Annotated in this window: 24 protein-coding genes; 12 read left to right on the plus strand and 12 right to left on the minus strand. The window is 61.4% G+C overall.

Going from position 1 to position 24,768, the window contains the following annotated elements:
- The first annotated feature begins 270 nt into the window (after nucleotides 1-270).
- The 3 genes from ACFSUD_RS17255 to tviB all read left to right on the plus strand — a co-directional run bounded on the left by ACFSUD_RS17255 (nucleotide 271) and on the right by tviB (nucleotide 4,142).
- The gene (locus ACFSUD_RS17255; RefSeq protein WP_386375751.1) at nucleotides 271-915 is read left to right on the plus strand and encodes a GntR family transcriptional regulator; all 645 of its coding nucleotides are present in this window, start codon (nucleotides 271-273) and stop codon (nucleotides 913-915) included.
- 896 nt (nucleotides 916-1,811) lie between these two features.
- Nucleotides 1,812-2,825, plus strand: coding sequence for an NAD-dependent epimerase/dehydratase family protein (locus ACFSUD_RS17260; RefSeq protein WP_386375752.1), 1,014 nt, complete (start codon nucleotides 1,812-1,814; stop codon nucleotides 2,823-2,825).
- Nucleotides 2,826-2,861: 36 nt separating this feature from the next.
- Nucleotides 2,862-4,142: a Vi polysaccharide biosynthesis UDP-N-acetylglucosamine C-6 dehydrogenase TviB gene (gene tviB / locus ACFSUD_RS17265; protein WP_386375753.1), complete on the plus strand. Its 1,281-nt coding sequence runs from the start codon at nucleotides 2,862-2,864 to the stop codon at nucleotides 4,140-4,142.
- 81 nt (nucleotides 4,143-4,223) lie between these two features.
- Here the strand turns inward: tviB and ACFSUD_RS17270 are convergent, their stop codons facing one another.
- The 3 genes from ACFSUD_RS17270 to ACFSUD_RS17280 are packed head-to-tail and all read right to left on the minus strand — an operon-like array spanning nucleotide 4,224 to nucleotide 7,579.
- Nucleotides 4,224-4,640 carry a RidA family protein gene (locus tag ACFSUD_RS17270; protein ID WP_386375754.1) on the minus strand — a complete coding sequence of 139 codons (417 nt, stop codon included), beginning with the start codon at nucleotides 4,638-4,640 and terminating at the stop codon, nucleotides 4,224-4,226.
- A gap of 26 nt (nucleotides 4,641-4,666) precedes the next feature.
- On the minus strand, nucleotides 4,667-6,562 hold the full coding sequence (locus ACFSUD_RS17275) for a TRAP transporter permease (protein ID WP_386375755.1): 1,896 nt from the start codon (nucleotides 6,560-6,562) through the stop codon (nucleotides 4,667-4,669).
- A gap of 6 nt (nucleotides 6,563-6,568) precedes the next feature.
- Nucleotides 6,569-7,579 carry a TAXI family TRAP transporter solute-binding subunit gene (locus ACFSUD_RS17280; RefSeq protein WP_386375756.1) on the minus strand — a complete coding sequence of 337 codons (1,011 nt, stop codon included), beginning with the start codon at nucleotides 7,577-7,579 and terminating at the stop codon, nucleotides 6,569-6,571.
- A gap of 257 nt (nucleotides 7,580-7,836) precedes the next feature.
- Here ACFSUD_RS17280 and ACFSUD_RS17285 point away from each other — a divergent pair, with 257 nt between their 5' ends.
- Both ACFSUD_RS17285 and ACFSUD_RS17290 read left to right on the plus strand, forming a co-directional pair.
- Nucleotides 7,837-8,280 (plus strand): hypothetical protein, encoded by a 444-nt coding sequence (locus tag ACFSUD_RS17285; protein WP_386375757.1) that lies wholly within the window; start codon nucleotides 7,837-7,839, stop codon nucleotides 8,278-8,280.
- A gap of 1,019 nt (nucleotides 8,281-9,299) precedes the next feature.
- Nucleotides 9,300-9,506, plus strand: coding sequence for a hypothetical protein (locus ACFSUD_RS17290; RefSeq protein ID WP_386375758.1), 207 nt, complete (start codon nucleotides 9,300-9,302; stop codon nucleotides 9,504-9,506).
- A 99-nt stretch (nucleotides 9,507-9,605) separates the two neighbouring features.
- Here ACFSUD_RS17290 and ACFSUD_RS17295 read toward each other — a convergent pair whose 3' ends face one another.
- From ACFSUD_RS17295 to ACFSUD_RS17315, 5 genes are all read right to left on the minus strand, one after another.
- Complete coding sequence (locus ACFSUD_RS17295) at nucleotides 9,606-11,183, minus strand: phospholipase D-like domain-containing protein (RefSeq protein WP_386375759.1); 1,578 nt, start codon at nucleotides 11,181-11,183, stop codon at nucleotides 9,606-9,608.
- A 229-nt stretch (nucleotides 11,184-11,412) separates the two neighbouring features.
- Complete coding sequence (locus ACFSUD_RS17300) at nucleotides 11,413-11,925, minus strand: VOC family protein (RefSeq protein WP_386375760.1); 513 nt, start codon at nucleotides 11,923-11,925, stop codon at nucleotides 11,413-11,415.
- Nucleotides 11,918-12,706, minus strand: coding sequence for a VOC family protein (locus ACFSUD_RS17305; RefSeq protein WP_386375761.1), 789 nt, complete (start codon nucleotides 12,704-12,706; stop codon nucleotides 11,918-11,920). Before ACFSUD_RS17305 ends, ACFSUD_RS17300 begins: the two co-directional genes overlap by 8 nt.
- Before the next feature lie 41 nt (nucleotides 12,707-12,747).
- Nucleotides 12,748-13,101, minus strand: coding sequence for a DUF1428 domain-containing protein (locus tag ACFSUD_RS17310; protein ID WP_386375762.1), 354 nt, complete (start codon nucleotides 13,099-13,101; stop codon nucleotides 12,748-12,750).
- Nucleotides 13,098-13,757, minus strand: coding sequence for a TetR/AcrR family transcriptional regulator (locus ACFSUD_RS17315; RefSeq protein ID WP_386375763.1), 660 nt, complete (start codon nucleotides 13,755-13,757; stop codon nucleotides 13,098-13,100). The genes ACFSUD_RS17310 and ACFSUD_RS17315 overlap by 4 nt, the downstream gene beginning before the upstream one ends.
- A 152-nt stretch (nucleotides 13,758-13,909) precedes the next feature.
- Between ACFSUD_RS17315 and ACFSUD_RS17320 the strand changes: the two genes are divergently transcribed.
- Both ACFSUD_RS17320 and ACFSUD_RS17325 read left to right on the plus strand, forming a co-directional pair.
- A complete protein-coding gene (locus tag ACFSUD_RS17320) occupies nucleotides 13,910-14,155 on the plus strand; it encodes a hypothetical protein (RefSeq protein ID WP_386375764.1) in 246 nt (81 codons plus the stop codon).
- 11 nt (nucleotides 14,156-14,166) lie between these two features.
- A complete protein-coding gene (locus ACFSUD_RS17325) occupies nucleotides 14,167-14,466 on the plus strand; it encodes a hypothetical protein (protein ID WP_386375765.1) in 300 nt (99 codons plus the stop codon).
- A gap of 37 nt (nucleotides 14,467-14,503) precedes the next feature.
- Here ACFSUD_RS17325 and ACFSUD_RS17330 read toward each other — a convergent pair whose 3' ends face one another.
- A complete protein-coding gene (locus ACFSUD_RS17330; protein WP_386375766.1) occupies nucleotides 14,504-14,899 on the minus strand; it encodes a VOC family protein in 396 nt (131 codons plus the stop codon).
- A 177-nt stretch (nucleotides 14,900-15,076) separates the two neighbouring features.
- Between ACFSUD_RS17330 and ACFSUD_RS17335 the strand changes: the two genes are divergently transcribed.
- From ACFSUD_RS17335 to ACFSUD_RS17345, 3 genes are all read left to right on the plus strand, one after another.
- Nucleotides 15,077-16,690, plus strand: a complete 1,614-nt coding sequence (locus tag ACFSUD_RS17335; RefSeq protein WP_386375767.1) for a BCCT family transporter — start codon at nucleotides 15,077-15,079, stop codon at nucleotides 16,688-16,690.
- A gap of 309 nt (nucleotides 16,691-16,999) precedes the next feature.
- Complete coding sequence (locus tag ACFSUD_RS17340; protein WP_386375768.1) at nucleotides 17,000-19,222, plus strand: SdrD B-like domain-containing protein; 2,223 nt, start codon at nucleotides 17,000-17,002, stop codon at nucleotides 19,220-19,222.
- A 121-nt stretch (nucleotides 19,223-19,343) separates the two neighbouring features.
- The gene (locus ACFSUD_RS17345) at nucleotides 19,344-19,526 is read left to right on the plus strand and encodes a VPEID-CTERM sorting domain-containing protein (RefSeq protein WP_386375769.1); all 183 of its coding nucleotides are present in this window, start codon (nucleotides 19,344-19,346) and stop codon (nucleotides 19,524-19,526) included.
- Between the two features lie 110 nt (nucleotides 19,527-19,636).
- Here the strand turns inward: ACFSUD_RS17345 and ACFSUD_RS17350 are convergent, their stop codons facing one another.
- Genes ACFSUD_RS17350 through ACFSUD_RS17360 form a run of 3 tightly spaced genes read right to left on the minus strand, consistent with a single transcriptional unit; the run spans nucleotide 19,637 to nucleotide 23,381 of the window.
- Nucleotides 19,637-20,683, minus strand: a complete 1,047-nt coding sequence (locus ACFSUD_RS17350) for a glutathione synthetase (RefSeq protein ID WP_386375770.1) — start codon at nucleotides 20,681-20,683, stop codon at nucleotides 19,637-19,639.
- An 11-nt stretch (nucleotides 20,684-20,694) separates the two neighbouring features.
- A complete protein-coding gene (locus tag ACFSUD_RS17355; RefSeq protein WP_386375771.1) occupies nucleotides 20,695-22,563 on the minus strand; it encodes a flavohemoglobin expression-modulating QEGLA motif protein in 1,869 nt (622 codons plus the stop codon).
- Nucleotides 22,560-23,381, minus strand: a complete 822-nt coding sequence (locus ACFSUD_RS17360; RefSeq protein ID WP_386375772.1) for an N-formylglutamate amidohydrolase — start codon at nucleotides 23,379-23,381, stop codon at nucleotides 22,560-22,562. Before ACFSUD_RS17360 ends, ACFSUD_RS17355 begins: the two co-directional genes overlap by 4 nt.
- Before the next feature lie 238 nt (nucleotides 23,382-23,619).
- On the opposite strand from ACFSUD_RS17360, the gene ACFSUD_RS17365 reads away from it, so the two are divergent.
- On the plus strand, nucleotides 23,620-24,120 hold the full coding sequence (locus ACFSUD_RS17365; protein WP_386375773.1) for a twin-arginine translocation pathway signal: 501 nt from the start codon (nucleotides 23,620-23,622) through the stop codon (nucleotides 24,118-24,120).
- Nucleotides 24,120-24,701, plus strand: coding sequence for a ferric reductase (locus ACFSUD_RS17370; RefSeq protein WP_386375774.1), 582 nt, complete (start codon nucleotides 24,120-24,122; stop codon nucleotides 24,699-24,701). The genes ACFSUD_RS17365 and ACFSUD_RS17370 overlap by 1 nt, the downstream gene beginning before the upstream one ends.
- Nucleotides 24,702-24,768 lie beyond the last annotated feature (67 nt).

Below are 24,768 nucleotides of genomic sequence, written 5' to 3' on the forward strand. Positions count from 1 at the left end.
GTGAGAAGATCACCCGAACCGGCGCCGTTGAAGGGATAGCGTTCCGGATCAGCGACTAAATCAGCACCCTGTTAGAAGCCGCTGCGTGCCGCCCCGGCCCGGCGATCCCGATCCCAAACCTAAGCATCCATACAGGACGAACAGCGCGTATGTGGCCTTGGCATCGGCCCCCTCAGCTTTCAGGAGGGGTCAACCTACGCCATATGCAACCGATATATCGGTTGCATATCAAGTCAGGATATTCCATAAAATTCTGAAAGGAGGTGAGGGATGGCTCGGGAAACGGGGAAAGCTGCGCTGGCATACAAGGCTATCGAGACCATGATTCTCTACGGAGAGGTCGCTCCGAATTCACTGGTTTCCGAGGCACAATTGATGCGGCTGACCGGGCTGGGCAGAACCCCTATTCGTGAGGCCTTGCAGCAGCTGTCGCGAAATAGGCTGGTCGAGATCTATCCCAGCAAGGGCGTGCTGGTTCCGCGCGTATCGGTCGAGGAACAGCTGCGCATTCTGGAAACCCGGCGCGTGCTTGAGGTACTGGCCGTCAGACTCGCCTGTGAGCGTGCCACTCAGGAGGAAAGACAGCGGATGGCGGACATGGCCAGGTTTCTTTCCCGGAATGAACCGGAAATCCGTGAATATGTCGGGACGCTGACCGAAACCCATGATCTGATCGTCGCGGGGGCGCATAACGATTATCTGACCATGGCGATGGCCCCGCTTCAGGGGTTGTCACGCCGATTCTGGATCAGCCGGTTGAAAGACGCGCACCGCGAAATCCGGATCGGTTCCAAACTGCATATTATGATCCTGGAGGCCATTGTCGCCCAGGACAGCGCCGCCGCGGAAAAGGCGTCGCGGGATCTGAACGACTATCTGGTCAATTTCGCGCTGGACAGTATCGGCGGAAAATAGAGCGAAGCTCCGCGACTTGACGATTTCGATGATCGTCCCCCCCTGATGTGGCGATTACGCTCGGCGGGGTTAGTCACGACGGTAGCACGGGCCGAGCGGAGCCTTCGCGTAGCGAAGCGAGGCCCGTGCGGGTCGCCTGGTTGCGGTGTTTGGCCTCGCCGGGACTTGTCTCGGCATCGGCTGAATATGGAGGCCCCGCGTTGCATGCATCCTGTCCGGACGGGAACGCTTTCGTCTTTGATGATGCGCGCGACCGCAGTCGATCGGATGCGCGCCCTTCTCTCTGACGGCGCATCCGAAGCCGACCCCCGAATTTACCGAAACAAAGCTGATTTCACCTTCTGATTGTGAAGATTTCCACGCCATAAGAGTTCCTGTGCCCCTGAAGCATGCGGGAAGGGGCTTGGCTAAGGCCGGAGGTCAGTGAATCGACAAAGCCTGCGCGCACTGGCAACCTGTGGCGCGGCCCAAGGCTTGACATATCGTCACGCAGCCGATCACGAGTACCGAGAAGCCCCGTCGCTCGAGCCTCCGCCACAACAGGCCAGTTCGAGCGCTTCAAGCTGCCGATTTCGTGGCATGCGAGGCAGACGCTGTCACCCCAGGGATGCGCGATGGGTTGAGGGGCGCGCCGATGCAAGTGCAGCTGCCGGTGGGAACGACGATATCGCCATTATCCAAGCGATCCTACGGGCTTGGGATAGCTGCATCTCCCGAGATATGCGCCCCTGCCCCCGAGGACACAAACGCCCGATAATGCGCAACAGCGGGTCTATGGGCATCAACGCGGTTGCGCGAGATATTACCATCCTCGATGGTTGGACACATAACCCACAGTCAGATAACTGTTTTCCCACTGCTCACCTTGTCAATTGAAGCGAAAACATAGCACCCACATGAAAAAAGTCCTCATCACCGGCACCGCCGGGTTCATCGGTTTCCATCTGGCCAAGCTGCTACTCGCAGAAGGGTTCCAGGTGCATGGCTATGACGGCATGACTGATTATTACGACGTCACCCTGAAACAGCGCCGCCATGCGCTGTTGCTGCAGAACCCCGGTTTCGCGGCGACCGAAGGTCTGCTTGAGGACCGCGATTTGTTCGACAGGATCTGCGACGATTTTCAGCCGGAGATCATCGTCCATCTCGCGGCGCAGGCCGGGGTGCGCTACAGTCTGGAGAACCCGCGCAGCTATCTGGATTCCAACGTCATCGGCACGTTCAACGTGATGGAGGCGGCGCGACGTCTGCAGGTCGAACATCTCCTGATGGCCTCGACCTCTTCTGTCTATGGCGCCAACGAGGACATGCCCTTCGTTGAAACCGACCGGACCGATACGCAGCTCACCATCTATGCCGCCACCAAGAAGGCGACCGAGGGGATGGGCCATGCCTATGCGCATCTGTGGAACATCCCCACCACGATGTTTCGGTTCTTCACCGTTTACGGTCCCTGGGGGCGTCCCGATCTCGCGCTCTATAAATTCGTCGATGCGATCCTCGATAACCGCCCCATCGACATCTACAATCATGGCGACATGTATCGCGACTTCACCTATGTCGACGATCTCGTCCGGGGTATCCGACTGCTGATCGACGCGGTGCCCGAACGTCCCGCGTCGCGCGAGGATATTGCGGAAGGAGACAGCCTGTCGCCGGTCGCACCCTATCGTGTCGTCAACATCGGCAATTCCGACAAGGTGCGGCTGCTCGATTTCGTCGATGCGATCGAGGAATGTCTTGGACAACCCGCCCAACGTAATTACATGGACATGCAGATGGGCGACGTTCCGGCGACCTGGGCGGATGCCGATCTGCTGCACAAGCTCACCGGCTACCGCCCGCAGACGGATTTCAAGGACGGTATCGCGCGTTTCGTCGCGTGGTTCCGGGAGTATTATGATAAATAGCACTGGCATGTCGGAACATCGCCGAGGGCTGCTACAATGAAATCCAAGTCGTCGCAGAGCAAGATCGCCGTGATCGGCCTCGGCTATGTCGGCCTCCCTTTGGCGGTAGAGTTCGGCAAGCGACGGCCGGTCGTGGGCTTCGACATCAACGAGGATCGCATTGAAGAGCTGTCTGGGGGGTATGACCGAACCAGAGAGCTGACCCCCGAAGAGCTAAGGGCGGCAAAACATCTGACCTATGCCAGCAAGGTGAATACGATTGCCGATTGTACGATCTATATCGTCACGGTCCCTACGCCGGTCGACCGCCACAAGCGCCCCGACCTCACGCCGCTGCTGCGCGCTTCAGAGACCGTCGGCAAGGTGCTAAAGAAGGGCGACATCGTGATCTACGAGAGCACGGTCTACCCCGGTGCGACGGAGGAAGATTGTGTTCCCCTGCTTCAGGAGCATTCGGGCCTTAAGTTCAATGTTGACTTTTTCTGCGGCTACAGCCCCGAGAGGATCAACCCCGGCGACAGGGAACATCGCCTGACAGATATCAGGAAGGTGACGGCCGGATCGACGCCTGAGGTCGCCGAGACCGTCGATGTGCTTTATGCGGAGATCATCACCGCAGGTACCTACAGGGCCGAGAGCATCCGCGTGGCGGAGGCGGCAAAGGTCATCGAAAACTCCCAGCGTGATCTCAACATCGCGCTGGTGAACGAGCTCGCGATGATCTTCAACAAGATGGGGATCGACACGGATGCGGTTCTGAGAGCCGCCGGAACGAAATGGAATTTTCTGCCCTTCCGCCCGGGACTTGTCGGCGGTCACTGTATCGGCGTTGACCCCTATTATCTGACGCACAAGGCCAAGGAGATTGGTTATCACCCGCAGGTGATCCTCGCCGGGCGGCGTATCAACGATGGCATGGGTGCCTATGTGGCCGGGCAGCTCATCAAGGCAATGTTGAAACAGCGGATTCAGGTGCACGGCGCGCGGGTGCTGGTGCTTGGGTTGGCGTTCAAGGAGAATTGTCCTGACCTGCGTAATACAAGGGTGGTGGACGTGATCCGCGAGCTTGAGGATTATGGCGCTACGGTGGATGTCCATGACCCCTGGGTAGAACCGGAGGATGCTCTGGCCGAGTTTGGGATCGGCCTCATCGAAGAGCCGATGGCGAAGACCTATGATGCTGTTCTACTGGCCGTGCCGCATGAAGAGTTTCGCAGCGAAAGCGCCGCAAAGATGCGCGGCTACGGAAAAGACGATCACGTGTTCTTCGATCTCAAGAGCGTTTTTCCTCCCGCCGAGAGCAACCTGCGCCTCTGACGAGAGACAGGTAAATATGACCGTCTCGTTAAGCCAGTCTCGGTGAGGCTGGCTTTTTCGTTTGAAGGACGGTGAAGCCGCTCACCGCCCCACCTCGGCCGTGATCTCCAGCAGCACCGGCGCATTGCGCGGCAGGCGCATCACGCCGATCACCGAACGCGGATGCCGTCCGGGACCGCCGAAAGCGTCAATGAAGACCTGCGAGGCGGCGTCCGCAACCTCGGAGATGAATTCGAACTCCGGTGACACGGCGACAAAGACATCCATCCGCAGGATCTGGCGCACTTTCTCGCCTTCGCCGAGCTGCGCCTCGAGCCAGCCGAGCCCCTGCCGTGCGGCGATCTCGGCGCTTTCCTTGGCCGTGGTAAGGTCGATGGTATCGCCGCATCGTCCGGCGGCGTGGATTTCGGTATCGCTGATCTTGGCGATCTGTCCGGCGAGGAACAGGATATTGCCGGAGCGTTTCGCCGGTTCATAGGCGTAGATAGTTCTATGCAAGCTCGTTCCCGTCTTCTCCTGCATATTCATGCGCTTGCCTCCGCTGATCGCGCGCGGTGGCGCAGTGTTTGAAAGAGATAGGTCAGGACCAGAACCAGCACGCCGAGGCCGGAGGTCAGCAGACCGGGATGGATCATCAGTGCTGCAACGACGAAGAGCAGAGCGCGCAGCACCAGGTTGAGCCGCCCGCCGCCGAACCAGCCGACCACCACCACCGACATGCAGATCAGCGCGAGGGCCGAGCGGGTCAGGGAGTAGAGCAGCTCCACGCTGAAGCTCGGGGCCAGCAGGTCTAGATTGGCCACGAAGAGGAACGGGATCACGTAGATCGGCAACCCGATGGCGAAGGCGGCCCAGCCGACGCGTGACGCGGATTCACCGGCGATCGGCGCGGCAGCATAGGCCGCCACGGCCAGCGGCGGGGTGATCTGGCCGAGCACCGCGAAATAGAAGACGAAGAGATGCGCGGCGAGCGGATCGGCACCGAGCTTCACCAGCGCGGGCGCGACCAGCGTCGCCTGGATGATATAGGCCGCGGTCGTCGGCATGCCCATGCCGAAGATGAAGGAGGCCAGCATCGCCAGCACCAGCGCGACGTTGAGCGAGCCGCCGGAGAAATCGGTGACGAGCGCGCTGAAGCGGAAGCCGAGGCCGGAGATTTGCACGATCCCGACGATGATCCCCGCGGAGGCACAGGCGGCTGCCACCACCACGGCGCCCTCCACACCCGAGCGGATACCGGCGATGAGCTGCTCCGCCCCGATGAAGGTCGAGCGACGCAGGAACGGGGTGATCAGCGCGGCCAGCACGCCCCAGAAGGCGGCGTAGCTCGGGGTGAACCCCTGCAGCATCAGCACCACCAGCACGATCACCGGCAGGATGAAAGTCCAGCCCTGCGCCATCACCCGGCGGGTCGAGCCCGCCTCGGCGCGCGGCAACGGTGCGAGATCGTGGCGCAGCGCCATCAGATGCACACTGATCAGCAACGCGCCGAAGAACAGCAGCGCGGGGAGCGAGGCGGCGAGCACCACTTCGACATATTCGATGCCGAGGATCGCCGCCATCAGGAAGGCCGCCGCACCCATGATCGGCGGGGTGATCTGCCCGCCGGTGGAGGCGATCGCCTCGATCGCTCCTGCGAAACGGCCTGGATAGCCAAGGTTCTTCATCATCGGGATGGTCAGCGAGCCGGTCGTCGCCACATTGGCCACAGAGGAGCCCGACATCATGCCCATGAGGCCCGAGGCGATCACCGCGATCTTGGCCGGGCCGCCGCGGCTGGTGCCGGTCACCGTGCGGGTCATGGCGATGAAGAAATCACCGCCGCCCGCGACCTGCAGCACCGCGCCAAACATGACGAAGAGGAAGATATATTCCGCCGAGACACCCAGCGCCGTGCCGAAAATCCCCTCGAAGCTGAAATACATCTGATCGACGAATTCGTTCAGGCCCACGCCGCCATGGGCGAGCGGGCGCAGGAAATCGACATGTCTCAGATAGGGGCCGACGAAAGCATAGGCGATGAAGATCAGGCAGAGGATCGAGATCATCGGCCCGAGGCTGCGCCGTGTGATCTCAAGCGCCAGCACTACGGTGCCCAGAGCCACGAAGATCTCGAGCGGACTTGCATCGAGCGTCCAGGGCGGGCGCACCACGATCTGCGGCGCAAAGATGATCGCATAGCCGAGACAGATGATCGCCAGACCGGCCAGCGCGAAATCGAGCGCGCGCCCGGCCCAGCCGCGTGCCATCGGATAGAGCAGAAGCACGATGAGCGCCGCGAACAGCAGATGCCCCGAGCGCAGCACCAGGTTGGGTGCCAGCCAGAGCGGCGATGCCGCTACGAGATGGAACAGGGCCATCAGGATCGCGAGGCCGCACACCATCCGGTCGCGCAGGGACATCTCTGCCAGGACGCTCATCTTGTCTTACCCCGCAGTCTTGAGCTGCGGCTCGCCATAGGCGATGCCCTGCTCGTCGAAATAGGCCTTGGCCCCGTCATGCAGCGGGATGACCATGCCCTTGCCGACCGTCTCGGCCGAGATATTGCCGAGCAGCGCATGGGTCTTCTTGAACTCCTCGAGATTCTCCCAGACCGTCTTGACGATCTCCTTTGCCGCCTCGTCCGACATTTTCTCGGAGGTGAAGAGGATCGTGTTGGTGCCCACGGTCTCGGCGGGACTGTCCTGACCCTCGAAGAGCCCTTCGGGCAGGGTCACCCGCTCGAACCCACCGCTGTTCTCCAGGAAGCGGTCGAGCACGGCAGGGTCGATCGACAGGGCGCGCATCGGGCGCACGGTCTCGTTCTGGCGCACCGTCGGATGCGGCCAGAGCGACAGCCACATCACCGCATCGAGCTCGCCATTGCGCAGGGCGTTGTGGGATTCAGACCAGCTCAGCTTGGCGATCCGCCCGCCATCGGCCTCGATATCCTCCATGGACATGTCCGCTGCCGCCAGCAGCTTCTCGAAGGCGAGCCAGGAGGTCTGGCCGGGCTGCCCCGCCGATATACGCTTGCCGCGCAGGTCCTGCAGACTGCGGATGTCGGAATTGCCGTCGACCCAGATCTGCACCGCGCTTTGCATGATGGTCATCAGCCCGCGCAGGTTCTGCACCGGCGCCTCGGGGGTGGCGGGGTCGCGACCGTGGTAGGCATCAAAAGCGTTGCTCGCCGAGGTGATGCCGAGATCGGCCTTGCCCGCCGAGACCCGCAGGATATTCGGCCCCGAGCCGCCGGGCTGCACGTCGATGATCGTGTCGGGATAGACACCGCGCAGCAGATTGGCGAGGCCGGTGGACACGATGTTGAAGACACCGCCCGAGGGACCGCCGCCGATGGTCAGGAAATCCGGCACGCTGGCGCGCAGAGCCATGGGCGCGGTCGCCGCCGCCGCGATCGTGGCGCCGAGAAACTGTCGTTTGGTGAGCCTGGTCGTCATGGAAATTCCTCCCTGAAACGGCGATCATCGCCCGTCATCCATTCAGACGACAGCACGCCACATAAAGCCATTTCTATCAATTAGGAACTTCTGACGCCGACTTCAGATTGGCTGAAGTGGTCCGCGATGCTTCCACTGAACTGCGGTGGTAAACGCAAATGTCCCTCACGACGCCAGTATCGCGCAAATGACGATAGCCCCGGTTATCGAGGCTATCTTATCTATCGTCCGGACTGTGGAGGGACAGTTTACCTGCGATGGCGACGCTCCCAGAGCAGCGCGATACTGGCGCCGATCATGGCCAGGGCTGCGGTTCCGGAGAGGGCGCTGATTTCAGGTACGTCGACGCCGCCAGAACCATAGCCGTTTCCGTTACCGTTACCGGGGCCATTTCCGACACCATGACCGGGACCGTTCCCGACGCCATGACCAGGGCCGACACCGTTACCGCCGCCACCGGCATTGCCGCCACCGCCGCCGGCACCACCGCCGCCGCCGCCAGCACCACCGCCGCCGCCGCCGCCAGCACCACCGCCGCCGCCAGCACTAGCGGTGTGAACAAGGCTACCGCCGTTGCTGCCGCACAGGTTGTTCAGGCCATTGTCACCGCCACAATTGCCGCCATGGCCGAGAACCAGACCATCGCTGACGGTTTCAAGGTTGCCTGCGAGTGCCTGATCGACGACTGCCATTGCGAGTAACGTGGAGAAAAATAATAACTTCTTCATGGAACATACTTTCAGATAAGTTCGACAGGCGTCGAATATGGAGTTACAACGATACGTCTATTCATCGAGACGCGATCAGCGGGCGGCGATAATCGCCGCCCGAGACTTCAGTTGTTTGCTTGCAGGCTAATTCCTGCGTGAACCGATTGAATTAAGGTTCCGATTGATAATGGACGTTGTTTAATGTTTCAGGCCCGGACTTACCCGATGACCCTGGGATCGATAAATTGTCTTGTCTTGCCAAAAATTCCGAGATGACGGTCTTCGAACCAGATAGCGCGCATCGGAATGAACGCCGCAAATTTCTGGTCAACGATTTTGGGAAAGTTGGAAAGTTCCACAACGGAACGAACGCTTTGCAGTAACCCATCATCATTAAATCCGCTTCCAAGCAATTGTTAGAGAATCCGAATAGTCACGTCACAACATTTACGCCACGTCGCCACAAAGTCAACATATTTGAAAGTTGGGACCTCTCGCTCCGTTACGATTTATGCAACCTCGCTGACCGGGACACCGCCCGCAGTTCTATAGGTTGCTCCCCCTAGCCCGCCGCGATTGCAGCTGCAAATCGCCGCTCAAGGCTTCAGAAGCAGAAAAGACTCACGCCTTGGTGGCGTTCTGCGCTAGCTTGCCCGGTATCCTATTTTGAAAACTCTTCCCCGGATCGTGGAAGACGTGTCCTGCGTCGGAATACCCCGAGCTGAGCACTACTGGTTCCAGTAAAACAATGTTCACCATTATCCCTTCGCTCCCTCGGCCGAAGATCCGGGACAAGATTGACGGGGGGCCGATTTGAACCATCACGATTTGCAATGGAATCATGGCCTTCGAGACGTGCCGCTTCGTTCAAGAAGCGCAGGAGATGGCAGGTGCCGGAGTAACGGCCGCTTGCAGCAGGCGGTGTCACCGCCGGTCAGGCCCGGGATCGCGTTATTTGCGAGATTATGACCGGGCCTTGATTTTATCATCGTTCGATAAGGAGATTGATTATGAAGAAACTAATTGTTGCCTCGGCTGCGCTATTGGCCTCCGCGCAGGCGTCCTTGGCTGAAGTGTGCACATATGGCGAATCCTGCGGCGAATACCCGCCGCCGACCAACGTGCCGGAAATCAGCGCCCAGGGAAGCATCGCGGCACTGGCTGTGGTCGGCGTCATCACGCTATTGGCCTGGGAACGCCGTCGCCGTCAGGCCTGAACTCGGTTTCTCCCTGCGCGAGTCCGCTTGCGATCTATCGTAGGCGGGCTTGCGTTTTTTGGGCACGAAGTGGCTATTTGGGATTGCCCATCCCTCTGCTCAACCGCTGGCAGCCCGATCGCCCCGCCCCCATTTCCGCCATGCCATCCAGCAAAAAAAAGCACCTCCGAGGATAAACGCCAGATGCCGGGGGCGCAGGCCCTGGCCCGCGGAGACCTCGTCACCGGGATGATAGCGCGGGTCCAGCAGGCGCGTGTCGGCCAGCATGCCGCCGATAAGGGTCTCCGTCCCCCGCGCGACGGGGCGCAGCCCGCGCCCCTCGGGCTTGTTCAGCAATTCGATGGCCGGGATCAGCGCGCCTTCGCTCTCCTGCACCTCGGCGAACACTTCCGGCGACACGCCGAGATGTTCGGCAAGGAGGCGCGTTCGGAAACCGACGATAAGCGCGTCAGGTTCCTCGATCGCCACATCGCATTCAGTGTCAAATCCCATCGAGCGATCGTTGAGATTGCTCGAGCCGATGCGCAGCAGGTCGGAATCCACGGTCATGATCTTGGCATGAACGTAGATCGGCTCTCCTGCCGCGTTGACGGGATAATAAATGCGAAAGCGGTCCTCGCTGTCAGCCTCCCGCAGCCGCGTGATCATCCGTTCGCGCAGCACATGCATGGCATCGTCCTCGAGCTGGGATTCGGCATCCTTCGGGTTGATCACGACGACCTCGGGGCCGCCCCGTTCCCTCAGCCGGTCCTCGAGCGCCTCGCAGATGGTTCCGGCGGCGAAATACTGGGATTCGATATAGATGATGTCCTTTGCCGCCCTGATCCCGTCGAGATAGAGCTGCTCGATCTCGTTGATCAGCGGCTCCCCGTCGAAAGGCGGTTCGGTCCGGGCGATCGCGACATCCACATTCCTCGCTTCGACTTCGAGGCTGCCGGGCCAGCCGGACAGGGTCGCATTCTTCGGCCGTTCCAGAGTCTCGCCGGTGGCGCGGTGCCAGCGCCTGCGCGACAGCTCCCCGAGCGCCGCCGCGGCCGGGCCCGTCATGGCCGAGGTCGCATCATGCCAAGGACCGGAGAGCGTGCCGTCCTTGCGAATCCGGCGCAGGTCCTCCGGCAGGTGCTCCGCCGTATCCCAACGGTCCTCCGTCGCGTCGATCCCGCCGCAAAAGGCGAGGCTGTCGTCCGCCACGACGATCTTCTGGTGATGGCAAGCGCCGAAGGGGTGATGCCCGTCGAGGGCGAAGTGAATCTGGTCACCGCCGAACAGGCTCAGCGCGAGGGAAGGCGCCAGACGCCCCGGCGCGGCCAGCACTGCCCCGTTCCATTTCAGCAGATAGACATCGAGCTCCGACGCCTGTTCGACAACCGCCTCGATGAAGGCGCCGAGCTTGTTCGGGAAACCATCCGGAGCGAGCCCGTCCTCGTCGCTTTCTCCGGGAAGCATGTCGAGTTCGAAATCGAAGTCCCAGCCGATCAGCAGAAGCTCGCGCCTGGCCGCGATGAAAACCTTGCGCAGCACCCGAAAGTAATCTGCCGCATCAACGATCAGGGAGAACTTCTCCGCGCGGGCCACGCGCCAGCAATTTCTCTCGGTTTCAAAGCAGGTGAGGCGCGTGCCGGGCACGGGCGCTTCGGTCTCATTCCGCCTCAGCGCTGCGTCCGTGCTGGCAGTCATTCGGGTATTCCTTCTCGGCCGTCGGTTTCATTTTCCCGGCCCAGCGCGTACCGTGCATCCGGGTCGTCTGCCACATCGGTACCCGGGCGCCGCTGCGCTACATTGGCGTGCTTCGGGGCGGTCCGCGGCTGCCTATGTCAACCCGTTGAGGAAGCCCGAGGTTCCAGCATCGCGGCCATGGCCGAACAATCGGCGCTTCTCCGTTTCGCAGACACCGCCCGGCGCCCGGTCATGCGCCCTCAAAGGCCGCTTTCAGCTTGGCGACGTCCATCTTCACCATGTCGAGCATCGCCGCCATGACGCGCTGCACCTGTTCCGGGCTGCCTTCGTGGGTCATCCGCCAATAGGCTTCCGGCACAAGCTGCCAGCGCAGCCCGTATTTGTCCTTCAGCCAGCCGCATTGTATGGGCGCGCCCCCCTCGGCGGTCAGCGCATCCCAGATCCTGTCGAGCTCCGCCTGATCCCGGCAATTGACCGAAAGGGACACTGCCTCGTTGAAATCCACGCCCGGCCCGCCGTTCAGGGCCTGATGGGCAACGCCGCTCAGCGTGAATTCGACCAGGACCACGTCACCGGCCTTGCCCGCTGGCCAATCGACGCCGGAGCGCATGATATGGTCGATCTGCGACTCCGCGAAGATGGATGTGTAAAACTCCGCCGCCTCCAGGGCCTGGCGATCAAACCACAGGCAAGGAGAGATGGGTTGCGATGGCGTCAGGCCATTTCCGCTCTCCTCAGTCATGGAACTCACCCTTTCTGTTCCCGACAAACATCATCTTCGCGCCTTGCGGATCATCGGTCTGGATCAGCCAGCCCGCATTGTCCGGCAATTCGGTCGGCCCGATGCGCAGAAGGCCGCCCGCCTGTTCCACTGTTGATCTGGCCTTGTCGATGTGGGTCACCTGCAGGGCGAAATTCCAGTAAGGCTTTGTATCCTTCTCAGGCATCTCCATCACTGCCCCGATCATGTCGCCCTCATGATTCAGGAATATGTACTCACCCGCGGGTCCCATGGACATCGCGCCGCCATGCTCCCAGCCAAACAATTTACCGTAGAAATCGAGCGCTGCCTTCTGATCAGTCGTGACCAATTCGTTCCAGCAGGCATGGCCGGGTTTCATCGGCGTGAAGGCCGCACTCGCCTCGTCGCTGTCGGTTCGCATCAGGTAGAAATGCGCGCCCTGGGGGTCACTGCAGAAGGCAAAACGACCGACATCGGGAATGTCGTCCGGTTCCATGTCAACACGGCCTCCGAGTGCCTTAACCTTCTCGGCCGCTGCATCGACATCCTTAACGGCGATATAGGCAAACCACATGTCCGGCATGGCCTGCGCATGTTCGGGTTTGCGCATCACGCCCGCAATCGGTGCCCCGCCGGCCGAAGCAACGCGGTAATCCATATCGTCTTCGGCGGGCATGGCTTCGAACGACCAGCCCATGACTTTTCCGTAAAAATCCTGCGCCACGTCAGGGTTCTGCGTCATCAACTCATACCAGATCGGGGTGCCTTCACGATTTCTCATTGGTCCGTTTCCCTTGTTTTCATGATCGCGCCCGCGATGCTTCAGACGTCGAGGATCGGTTGGAACCCGCCGTAGATCAGGCGCTTGCCATCGAAGGGCATTTCCTTGGCCATCGCATCGAACCGCGGATCTTCCATGATCTTTTCCATGGCGGTATCGCGGGTCGCCTTGTCGGGCCATTCGATCCATGAGAACAGCACGACCTCGTCGTCTTGAGCCTTCACCGCACTGCGAAAATCGGTGACCTTTCCTTTCGGCACATCATCGCCCCAGCATTCGACCATGCGGATCGCGCCGAGATCCTTGAACAGCGCGGCCGCCTCTTTGGCATGTTCGATGTATTTCTGCTTGTTGGCAGCGGGCACCGCGATCACAAATCCGTCGACATAATTCATCGCAAATCTCCTTTGTTCGATTGCGCCTCACTGCGAGGCAGTTTGAAAAGCAGTTCGATATAGCGTTTGAGGTGATCGATATTCTCGCGGGCGATCTCGGGATCACCCGTCGCCTTGGCGAGGATGAAGGCGCCCTGCAGCACCCCTTGCGTGTGACGCGCGAGGCTTTGGGCGGTCCAACCCTCTCCCGTGATCCCGCGCTCGGACATCGCCGCCTCAATATCCGGCTCCAATGTCGCGGCATGATCCACGATGCTGGCTGCGCAGGCCTCGCGAATGGCCGGGGAGGAATCGTAGATCTCCTGGGCCATGGTGCCCACGAGGCAGGTGAATTCCGCCGTGTCGCCCTCGATAATGGTCTTGCGGAAATCCAGATAGGCCAGCAGCCGGTCGAGCGGATCGTCGGCTGCATGGTATGGCGCCTCGGCGAAGAGCGCGGATGTCGTCTCGCCCCAGTATTCCGCCGCAGCAACGCCTAGCGCTTCCTTGCTGCTGAAATGGTGGAAATAGGCGCCTTTCGTCACTCCGGCGGCCTGGCAAAGGTCATCCACGGTGGTCGCTGTGAACCCCTTTTGGCGGATGATATCTCTTGCCGCCTCGAGAAGGCGGGTACGCGCGTCACCGCGCTGCGGATCTATCTTGGTCTTTCGTGGCATGGGGCCACCATACCATACAGACGGTATGTATGTCGAAAAATTTTTTCTCAGCAATCTTTGGGTGCTGCTGATCGCCGAGACCCGCGTAGTTGTTGTATCGCAATATGTGTTGCACTATGTAGAACATGGAGTTTAGCACAAGGGAGGCTGCAATGCCGTCACCATTGAATATCCGCGACATCGGTCGGGACCGGAAGGCCGCGCTCGAAGACGAGGCAAGGGCCGCCGGTACCTCGATTGCCGAAATCGTGCGGGAATGGATCGACGCGGGCATTGCGCAATCCCGGGCCGAGCGGGAGCGCGCGGCCTGGATCGCCGCCGCGCAGAAAGGTCTTGCGGATGAAGCCCGGCAATTGGAGCTGAACGGCCCCAGTCTTGCCCGCTACCGGCAGCTTTGAGCGGAACGGGAATGGTTCAGGGAAATATTCATCGCCTGCGCGATGGCGGTGAGTTGATCTGCCGTATCCAGACAGACCTCGGTGTCGAGACGCCCTATATCCTCTGCGCCCCGGTGGTGCCACGCGCCGAGTGGGGCGCTCTGGCGCCGAAGCTGCATATCCCGATATTTCTGGGCGACGTGCCGCATGTCATCGTCATGTCGCAAATGCTCGCGCTGCCCGGCAACCAGATCGGGCCGCCATGTGGAGATGCGTCGCCCTGGCGTGACGAGATCGTTGCAGCGGTGGATCTGCTGGTCTCCGGATTCTAAGGGCTCACGCATCGCATCGCCGGAGACTTGAACCGCCCTAGAGAAACCTGCCGCTGCGCTCCAGCACCTCGATCTCATAGCCATCCGGATCGGTAACGAAGAAGAACCGGGCCACCAGCGTCCCGCCCGGCGCGAAGGCGACGATCTTGCGGGGCGCGAACCCGGCTTCGGTGAACCGCGCATATTCGGCCTCCAGATCATCGACCGACACCGCGAAGTGACCATATCCATCGCCCAGCGCGTAGGGCTCTGACCGGCCCTTGTTCACGGTCAGCTCGAGCTCGAAACCGCTCTCCGCATTGCTGAGATAGACCAGCGTGAAATCATCGAAATCCAGCCGGTCGGCGATCTCGAGCCCGAAAGCCTCGCGGTAAAACGCCACCGAGCGCTCTTCGTCAAGCACCCGGATCATGCTGTGGATTGCCTTGGCCATGCTGCCTCTCCATTCGATCGTGATAACTTTGGCCCGACCTAGCACATCGCGGGCGCGGCGACAGGGGCGACCCTGAGGCGCGCCGCGACTTCGCCCCGAACTTGTGCGGTTCACGAAGTCGTGCAAAGCTGCGCCACGGGGTCAAGACGTGATCGAGCAACCACGATTGGGGAAGCTATGACAGATTCAACCTCCGAAAGCAGCGAAATCGACACCGACTTTGAAGTGGGCCAGGACAATATCGAAGGCAGCCTCGGGCCCTTCGGCTTTGACATCCACAACCCGGTCTTCGTCATATCCGGTTTGACCGCCGTCGCTTTCGTTCTTCTGACATTGATCTTTCCCGATCAGGCGGGGGCCATCTTCCTCGCAGTCCGCAATTTCGCGACCACCAAGCTCGACTGGCTGTTCATGATCATCGTGAATATTTTCGTGATCTTCTGCATCGCGCTGATCTTCATGCCGATTTCCAAGGTCAGGCTCGGCGGGGTCGATGCCGAGCCGGAATATTCCTATCCCGCATGGTTCGCCATGCTCTTCGCCGCGGGCATGGGGATCGGACTGCTGTTCTTCGGTGTGCTCGAACCGGTCTATCACATGAACGTTTCGGGCCCCCTGAGCGTCGCCTCCCCGATTGCGGCGGACGGCAGTATCATCCCCGAAAACGTCGAAGCGGCCCGCGCCATGGGTCTGGCCGCGACCTTCTATCATTGGGGTCTGCACGGCTGGGCCGTCTATGCGATCATGGCATTGGCGCTGTCGCTGTTCACCTATAACAAGGGCCTGCCCTTCTCGATCCGCTCCTGTTTCTACCCGATCCTCGGGGATCGCGTCTGGGGCTGGTGGGGGCATCTCATCGACATCTTGGCCGTCTTTGCCACGCTTTTCGGTCTAGCCACGTCGCTGGGGCTGGGCGCGCAGCAGGCCAATGCCGGTTTCAACTTCGCCTTCGGCCTCGATATCTCGATCAATGCCCAGGTCATCATAATCATTCTGGTGACCGCCGTGGCGCTGGTCTCGGTCTGGCGCGGCCTCGACGGCGGTGTGAAGATCCTCTCCGAGGTCAACATGGTCGTCGCCGTGTTGTTTTTCCTCTTCGTGTTGCTGGTAGGGCCGACGCTGATCGGCCTCGGCGGCTTCTGGACCGGCTTGATCGCCTATACAAAGGAAATCATCCCGCTTTCGAACCCCTTCGGCCGTTCGGATGACGCTTACCGGGAGGGCTGGACCGCCTTCTACTGGGCCTGGTGGGTCTCATGGGCGCCCTTCGTGGGCATGTTCATCGCCCGCGTCTCGCGCGGCCGCACGGTGCGCGAGTTCATTATCTGCGTGTTGCTGATCCCGTCGCTGATCATCTTCGTCTGGATGGGCGTCTTCGGCGGCATCGCGATCGAGCAGATCCTCACCAGCCCGGAAACCTCGCTGGTGAAAGCCAATGTGATCGACAGCTATTCCCCGGAACTGTCGCTCTTCGGCATGCTCAACGAATTGCCCTTCACCAGGACGGCCTCGACCATCGCCATCCTGCTGGCGCTGGTGTTCTTCGTGACCTCCTCGGATTCCGGCTCGCTGGTCGTCGATACGATCACCGCAGGCGGCAAGATCGACGCGCCGGTGCCGCAGCGGATCTTTTGGTGCGTCGTCGAGGGCCTGATCGCCATCGTGCTGCTGATCGGCGGGGGGCTTTCCGCCCTGCAGGCAGGCGTCACCGCCACCGGCGTGCCCTTCTCAATCCTGATGCTGCTGATGTGCTACACGATCTTCCAGGGGCTGCGCAGCGAGCCCCGCTAGGACTCCCGCGACATCAGCGAATCAAGCAGAAAGCGCTTTGAACGGGCCGGTGCTGCATCGGCCTGAATCTGCGCCGATTCTCCCCGCCAAAAAATTTGTTAAAAATCTAGCGACTTGCACATTTCTGCCAATTTTTGTTGACTTTGCAACGGCTTTCACTAACCGTTAAGTCATTGATAACGGGCCTGCCCTCCCGCGTTTGTGGCAATTTGTTTCTGTATCGAGTGGCCTTATTGAGCGTCAGCTTCACGACGGAAACGTCATTTTCAAACAAAGACATAGTCTGCGCAGCTCAGGGAGCGCATCGCGATGACCTATTACAACCCCGGATCCTATTCGGCTCCGAAAGCTTATAAATTCACCGCCCTCAAACTTTCAGATCTCCAGGACGGCGGCCTTCAGGGCAGCGTCAATTGCGGCGACACGTTCACGATGGGCGCCTCTGCCTCGCTGTGCATCACGGTCAAGGACGATGACCGCTATCTCTCCGGTGACGGACGCTGGTGCTACAACGACAAGGCCACCGATCAATCCTATCAGAAGGGCAAGATCACCAAGGGCGAAAACGGCCCCGAGATCGGCAATGGCGGTCAGCTCTATATCGAGAAGTATTTCTGGGTCTCCGATCAGAACGGCAAATGGTACGTGATGCTCGAGATCGAGCAGGAAGGCTCGGACGCGAATTACTACACGTTCCACTCCAGCTACGGCGTGCCGCCCGAAGGGGCGCAGCTGAAGGTCGGTTCAAGCTGTGATGTTTCCGGCTCCGGCATCAAATACGAGAACCTCGGCGCCGGAGACTGCGCTCCGCCCCCGCCCCCGCCCGATTGCATCGTTGTCGAGGCCGAGGATATGCAGCTCTATGGCTACAAGACCGAGTATCTGGCCGGTGCCTCGGAAGGCAAGGTCATCAAGGCAGGCTGCGATGTCTCCTGGGCCAAGACGACTTTCAAGGGCGAGGCCGGGAAATACGATCTGAAACTCTCCGTGGTCGATGAGAATGACGGTCAGGGCTATATCAAGATCTACATCAACGGCAAATTGAAGAAATCGGTGAAACTCGATGAGGACAGCGGCGGCGCCTATGGCGAGACCGGGGTCTTCCGCGAGATCGTGCTCGATGACGTGATGCTCAATGTCGGGGACAAGATCGTCATCAAAGGCGTTCGCAATTGCAACGAATTCGCCCGGATCGACAAGCTCGAGATCTGCAAGGACGATGAGCCGCAGCCTGCCGCCCTCGGCGACACGGTGTTCTATGACACCGACAAGGACGGTATCCAGGATGCGGGCGAGGCCGGTGTGCAGGGCGTGACCGTCAACCTCAAGGACGCGGGCGGCGCGATCATCGCGACGACCCTCACCGATGCCAACGGCAAGTATCTCTTCGATAACCTCGCTCCCGGCACCTATTCGGTCGGCTTCGTCATCCCGGCCGGATTTGTCGGCAGCCCCCAGGATCAGGGCGGCGATGACGGAATCGACAGCGATGGCAACTCGAGCACCGGCATGACCGGACCCTATACACTCGCCGCAGGGGAGACCAATCTCAGCGTCGATATGGGGATCTACCAGGAGAACAACGCCCCGGAGCCGGAGGATGACCGGGCCGCGGTCTGCGCGACGGAGACGGTGAACATCGACGTGGTGGCCAATGACAGCGATCCCGATGGCGATCCGATTGAGGTGGCGCATATCAACGGCGTCGCGGTCGCGACAGGCGAAAGCGTGACACTGGCTTCCGGTGCGGTGGTGACGCTGCTCGCCGATGGTTCCCTCGATTATGACAGCTCGAATGCAAGCTACATGGTCGATGGCGTGCTGACCCCGGCGGATGAAATGCTGATCCGCACCGAGGTTTCCGAGAACTTCAGCTATTCGATTTCGGACGGTGAGGATATCGGCTCCGCCTATGTGAACGTGAAGGTCTGCGGCGCGAAGAATACGCTGGAGACGATCGAGGCGAGCCTGCCCGCCAGCGGCATGGCGGTGCTGTCCGTCGACAACGCCGACTTCTTCACCATCGAGATCAGCGGCACGGGCGATGCGAATTTCAACGGCAGCTACGACATCGCCTATTGCATCGCCGCAGAGGTGCCGATCACGCCGGGAACCTCCTATCAGGTCGAGTTCTGCGTTCTCGACAAGGACATCTCGACCGATTACATCGCCAATCCCGAGAATGTCGGCTATATCAACTGGATCCTCAATCAGGACTTCACCAGCGTCAGCAATGGTGAGGGTGGCTTCTATACCGAGGGCGAGATCCAAGGCGCCATCTGGGGTTTCAGCGACGGTTTCTCCTTCATCGATGATGTGCCTGACAGTTTCGGCAGCGATGAGAACTCGATTGAGATCTATCAGGCGGCGCTGGATGCCGGACTGGCGGCCCAGAACTACGTTCCCGGCGAGGGCGACATCGTGTCGATCCTGCTCAAGACCGAGAACCCGCATCAGGTGCAACCGCTGATCATCGGCATCGAATTCGACGAACTCGCGCAGGAATGCACCTGCGACAATTTCGTCTTCTAGGGAATTCGCGGGGTCGAGCGTCACCAGATCTCGGCTTCGCGAAAAAGTCCCGCCGGACCCTCTGGCGGAACATTGCAACCAAACATCTGGCCTGCTGCCGGATAGATAGAAAGGATGTTTTATGAAGAAATTATTTACCTTCTCACTCGTGATGGGCGCGGTGCTGTCCAGTCAGGCACTGGCAAACCCGTTCTATGTGCCGCCGACCGACGTGCCGGAAATCGACGCGCTCGCCGGTTTGGGCGCGCTGGCCACGCTGGGCGCCGGGGTGGCTCTTTTCTGGGAGCGTCGCCGCCGCCGGTGATCCGGAACGGGGCACTTCGCCCCTGTGACTGAAACTTGAACATGGCCCTGCCCTTTCCGGGCGGGGCCATGTTAGGTTGCGATCCTTCAACCACTCAGCGGCTCGCGCCCTCAGAGCACCGCCAGTTCCCGGTTCGACAGATTGCCCTGGCTGCCCAGCCGCATTTCGAGCTTCTTCTCCAGCGACATGATCACCGTCTCGGCAAAATCGACGCCCTGCATATCGCAGATGCTCCAGAGCCCGCCCGGTGTGAACACGTTGATCTCCAGGATCTTGTCCCCGACGATGTCGAGTCCGACCAGGAACAATCCGTCATGGATCAGCTTCGGACGCACCAGCTCCGCCACGGCGAGGATCTCATCGGTCATCTCGACCATCACCGCCTCGCCCTTCGCATGCATGTTCGAGCGCACGTCGCCCTTGGCCGGGACCCGGCGCAGCGCGGCGTATTTTCCGTCCCGTTCCAGCGGCGTGCCGTTCATCACGAAGAGACGCACGTCGCCATCCTTCGCCTTGGGCATGAAACCCTGGGCAATCATGTAGCCCTCCTCGCTGACCGCTTCGAAGATCTGGTTGATGTTGGAATCGTCGGGCCCGTCGATCTTGAAGACATTCTTGCCGCCGGAGCCCTGAAGCGGCTTGATGATCACGCCCTTGGGCTGCGTGTCGATGAAATCGCGGATTTCCTCGAGGTTTTTCGAGATCAGCGATGCGGGCCGCGCGGCCTCCGGGAAACCCTGCAAGTAGAGCTTGTTCTGCGCCAGCGCCAGCCCGTCGGGATCGTTCACCACCAGAACCCCACGATCCACGGCGAGCCGCCCGAACATCGGACCGGCCTGTGCCGCCCAAGGGTGCGTCTCGGCATCCTGCGACGGGTCATTGCGCAGCATCAGCACATCGATCTCGGTGATGTCGATGGTTTCCCGCGTGGTTTCGTCCGATTGCAGCGCCTTGTGCAGGGTCTGCACCTTCTGGAACGAGCGGTCGGGCAGGTTCAGCACGCTGGCATGCAATGTGTCATCATCGCGCAGCACGAAATCCGACGGGGTGATGTAGCAGACATCATGACCGCGCGCCTTCGCCGCGAGGGCGAAGACGGTGGTGGTGAAACGGGGCGCTTCATCCTTGATGCTGTTGACGAAGAAAGCGATACGCATTGGAGAAGCTCCTATCCTGAAATCAGTTCGGCCGGTGTCATACCGGCGCGGGCCGCAGCCAGCCGTTGTTCGGCAAGCTCGCCGGTTAGAAACGCCGGGGAGACCGGCGGGGTCCTGAGCAGACCCCGCGCCGCGAGTTCCTCGATCTGGGAAAACTGCGATTTGGCGAATTTGCCCAGCCAATAGGGCGCGAGCGATCTGCCCGAACGCAGGTGTTCGAGCACGTCGCGCAACCCGCGCAGATAGATCGCATCCTTGGCAAGGCCGCCGGAGCGATAGAGCCGCACCGTCAAATTGAACGCGGCGCTGTCGGAAAAGCCGTGATCGCGGGTCAGGATGCGGAAGGTCTCGACAAACTCGGCCCCGTCCAGCATCGCGGCGCAGCCGACCACGCGGGCGGCCAGCAGCCGCAGACGGCCCGCCGTCAGCCCGCCCGCCAGATATTCCGCAAACACCCCCAGCCCTTCCTGGATACCTTCGTAGCCCGCCAGCCCGCTGCGGAAAATCCGCAAACCCTGCGCGTCGCCGGTGAAATAGGTCATCAGATGCACGCCGATCTCATGGCTCAGCAACGCCTGCAAGCGGCCGCGCGTCATCCGGGTGCTGCGCGAGATCATCAGGCAGGGCCCCGACACCATCATCCCTGCGGGCAGGTCATCGCGGATCACGACTTCGGCGTCGAAGCCGGGATATTCCGCGTGGTAATCGGCGATCATACGGCAGGCGGCATCGCGCAGCTCGTAGCAATCGACATGGCCTTCCTGACCGCCTTCACCCTTGGCGGCTTTCCCGTCCCTGAGCGGCCGGGCGAGAATGTCCTGCGCTGCCGCGAGGAGCGCGTCCTCGACCGGCCCATAGAGCAATCGACTTGCGTCGCGAAACCGCGTCGTGTCGCGCAGGTTGATCGCGGTAAGCTGCAGATCGAGTTCCTGCTGCCGGTCCCGGTAGATCGACGCCAGCAGCGGATCTTCGAGATTTTCGAACGCGATCCCATGAAGCGCCCGCTTCTGCGCATCGACCTCGATAGCGAGGGGCCGATAGAGCAATTGCGGCGCGCGTTCCTGCTTCTGCTCCCGGAATCGGTCCCAGGCCGCCGCCGTGTTGATCGGCGTCACCGCCAGCAGAAAGTCGAAACTGTTGCAGACCGCATCCATCTGCCGGTCGAGCTTCCTCACCGCGTCCACGAAGGCCCGACGGCCGAGCGCGCGGTGGGTCGCAGGCTCCATCGCGCCGCTTTCGCGGGAGAACGCCGCCGCTGCCTGCAACAGCGCATCGAATATATTCGCAATCAGCCGCTCGCGCAGTTCCGTATAGACCGCATCGCTGTCAGGTTGGCGGTAGATCGGAGCGAAGCGCAGCGACAGCAGGCCGAACTCCGGATCGAGCCCGGTCAGCGCGTCCGTATCCCGGCGCTCTCCAACCGTGCGCGACACCAGTGGCGAGCGGTATTTAACATCGACGCTCTCGATCGCACCGGCCGCCGCCTCAAGGGCCGCGCGCGTATCGGTCCGCGGTTCGGTTTGAAGCGCGATTTCGAATTCCGGCAGATAGGGGCTGTCCTCGCTCAGCAAGTCGTCCTGCTCGAATTCCGAAACACGGATCACCAGGAAGGCGCCGAACCGGTCGATCATCGCCCGCCCGATGCCGTTCAGAATGTCGATATCGCGGCCGAGATCCTCTGAAACGAGGTAGGATGCATGGGCCAGGGCGATATCCTCGGCGGCCCGCTGTGTCTCCTCGACAGCCTGATGCACACAGATGAAGGGCAACGGCCGGTCGATATGTATCCGCGCGCCCGAAGCCAGGGTTTTGCGAACCGGCTTGTCGGCACTCAGGCAGGAGACGATCTCCCCGCGCTCGGTTGCCGTCGTCGCGCTCATGGCATGCCTTTGACGATATCTTCGAGCAGGGGCAGCGTGGATCGGATCATGGCGCGCATGGCGACGAGCGCTTCGCGGTCCGGCTTGCCGCTCCACTCATCCATGAAGAATTTCTTGAACTCGATCGCGATGGCGCAGCCGGTTTCGGGAAAATGCTCGTGGATGAATCGGGTCTGCTCGCCCCTGCCCTCGAACGCGACGTTTTCGCGGACATCCATCCGGTGACCGCGGAACTCGAACTCCCGCAGCTTCGCCATGAACGGATCGACCACATGCGCCCAGCGCTCCCGGTCCATCGAGAAGGTGCCGATATTGATTTCCGGCATGGTATCGGGATCGGTGGCGGGTGCTTCGGGACCGTCGCGCCGGTGATTGTAGCTGTGAATGTCGAGCACGACGAAATGCCCGTATTGCTCCTCCAGCTCGCGCAGCATCGTCTTGAGCATGATATAATAGTGATCGTGCATCTGCAGCGATTGCGCCACCATCTCCTCGCTCGGCGCGTCTTCCCACACGTCCAGCCCCCAGGATTGCTCCGGCGAGAGATAGACCGCCTCGTCGCGCGCGCGGTTCAGATCGACGGCAAAGCGCGAGCGGTGAAAGGCGATGCGGTTCGGCAGATCGCGGATGGTGAATTCGGTGAACGGGTCCTCCTCGCGCAGCCGCTCGTCCTCCTCGAGCGCCATCTGATCCTCGAGCTCGGGTCGGACCTCATGCCCGTTGTGGATCGCCGTTCCAAGGATGGGCGAGGCACCGCGATGAATGGTGAACCAGTCCCGATCGCTTGTCTTCAGCGCAATACCTTGTTCCTTGGGCATCCTCGGTTCCCCTGCATTCCATGAACTCACCGGCGGGTCATGCCGATCTGCGCGTTTCTTCGGTCTCTGGGTGTTTAACCACCCGTCGGTGGGGAAGTTCCTCGGCGGACAGGGCCCGACTTCCCCGGCCCGTCGGCTTACCCGGTAAAATCCCCGTGTGTGCTGGTTGAACGGGGCGCGCGCTGATATAATTCCGGGGCATTGCAGAAGTGCTTTTGCAACCATGGGAGACATCGTCATGACGACCCCAATACCCACAAGACGCAATCTCATCTCCGGCGCTGGCGCGGCGCTGCTCATCGGCGCCTCGGGCCTGCGCCTGCCCGCTCGCGCGCAGACGCTCGCCCCCACGCCGACCATGCGCGGCGGTGCCAATAATTACCGGCCCGGTGCCCCGCTGACGACCAGGATCGGCGGCGGCGGTTTCTTGACCAGCGGCCGCGTGCGGCGCGCAGGCGACGGGGCGCCGCTGGCCGGGCGCCGCATCCAGGTCTGGGCCCATACCACCGAGGGTCACGAACGCGACGCCCGCTCGCATGGTGCGACGCTGACGGATGCGGATGGCGTGTTCCGCATCGAGATGCCGCAGATCGTGCCCGCCTTCGGGCAGCCGCATGGGCATCTGGCCTATGATGCCGAATATGACGATGGCGGTTTCGAGACGGTCTTCCTGCGACCGGTGATGGCGCGGGCCTCGGACAGGAGCCTTCATGTGGAATTCGTCCTGCGCCCGGCCTGATGACATGGCGTGGCGCGCTGATCTGGGCGGCGCTGGCTCTCGCGATCGCCCTTCCCGTGATCACCGCCGCGCAGAGCCCGCTGCTGCAATGGCGTCAGCCCATCTATATCATCGCCGGATTTGCCGGGATCGTCGGGCTGGCGCTGCTGCTGGTGCAGCCGCTGCTGATCCTGGGTCTCCTCCCCGGTGTACCGGCGCGACGCCTGCATATCTGGACCGGCGCGGGGCTGGTGATTGCGGTGATCGTCCATGTGCTCGGCCTCTGGCTCACCAGTCCGCCGGATGTGGTGGATGTCCTGCTGTTCCGCTCCCCGACCCCGTTCTCGGTCTGGGGCGCGGTCGCGATGTGGGCGGTCTTCGCCGCCGCCCTGCTTGCCGTCTTCCGAAAACGGCTGGGCCTGCGCCTATGGCGCCTCGGTCATAGCGTCGCGGTGGTAATCGTCGTCATCGGCACCGTGGTCCATGCCTGGCTGATCGAAGGGGCAATGGAAAGCCTGACGAAAGCGGCGCTCTGCCTGCTGGTTCTCGCAGCCGTGTTCTGGGCCTTGCGCCGTCGGCGGGTGTGGCGGATGCTGCTTTGAACCAGCGTCGCGGATCATGTCTCCCGCCCCTACTCTGGCGGGGATCGGCTAACGATTCATAGGCCCG

The sequence above is a fragment of the Sulfitobacter aestuarii genome (genome assembly GCF_042685005.1).
GTDB classification, from domain to species: Bacteria; Pseudomonadota; Alphaproteobacteria; order Rhodobacterales; family Rhodobacteraceae; genus Sulfitobacter; species Sulfitobacter aestuarii.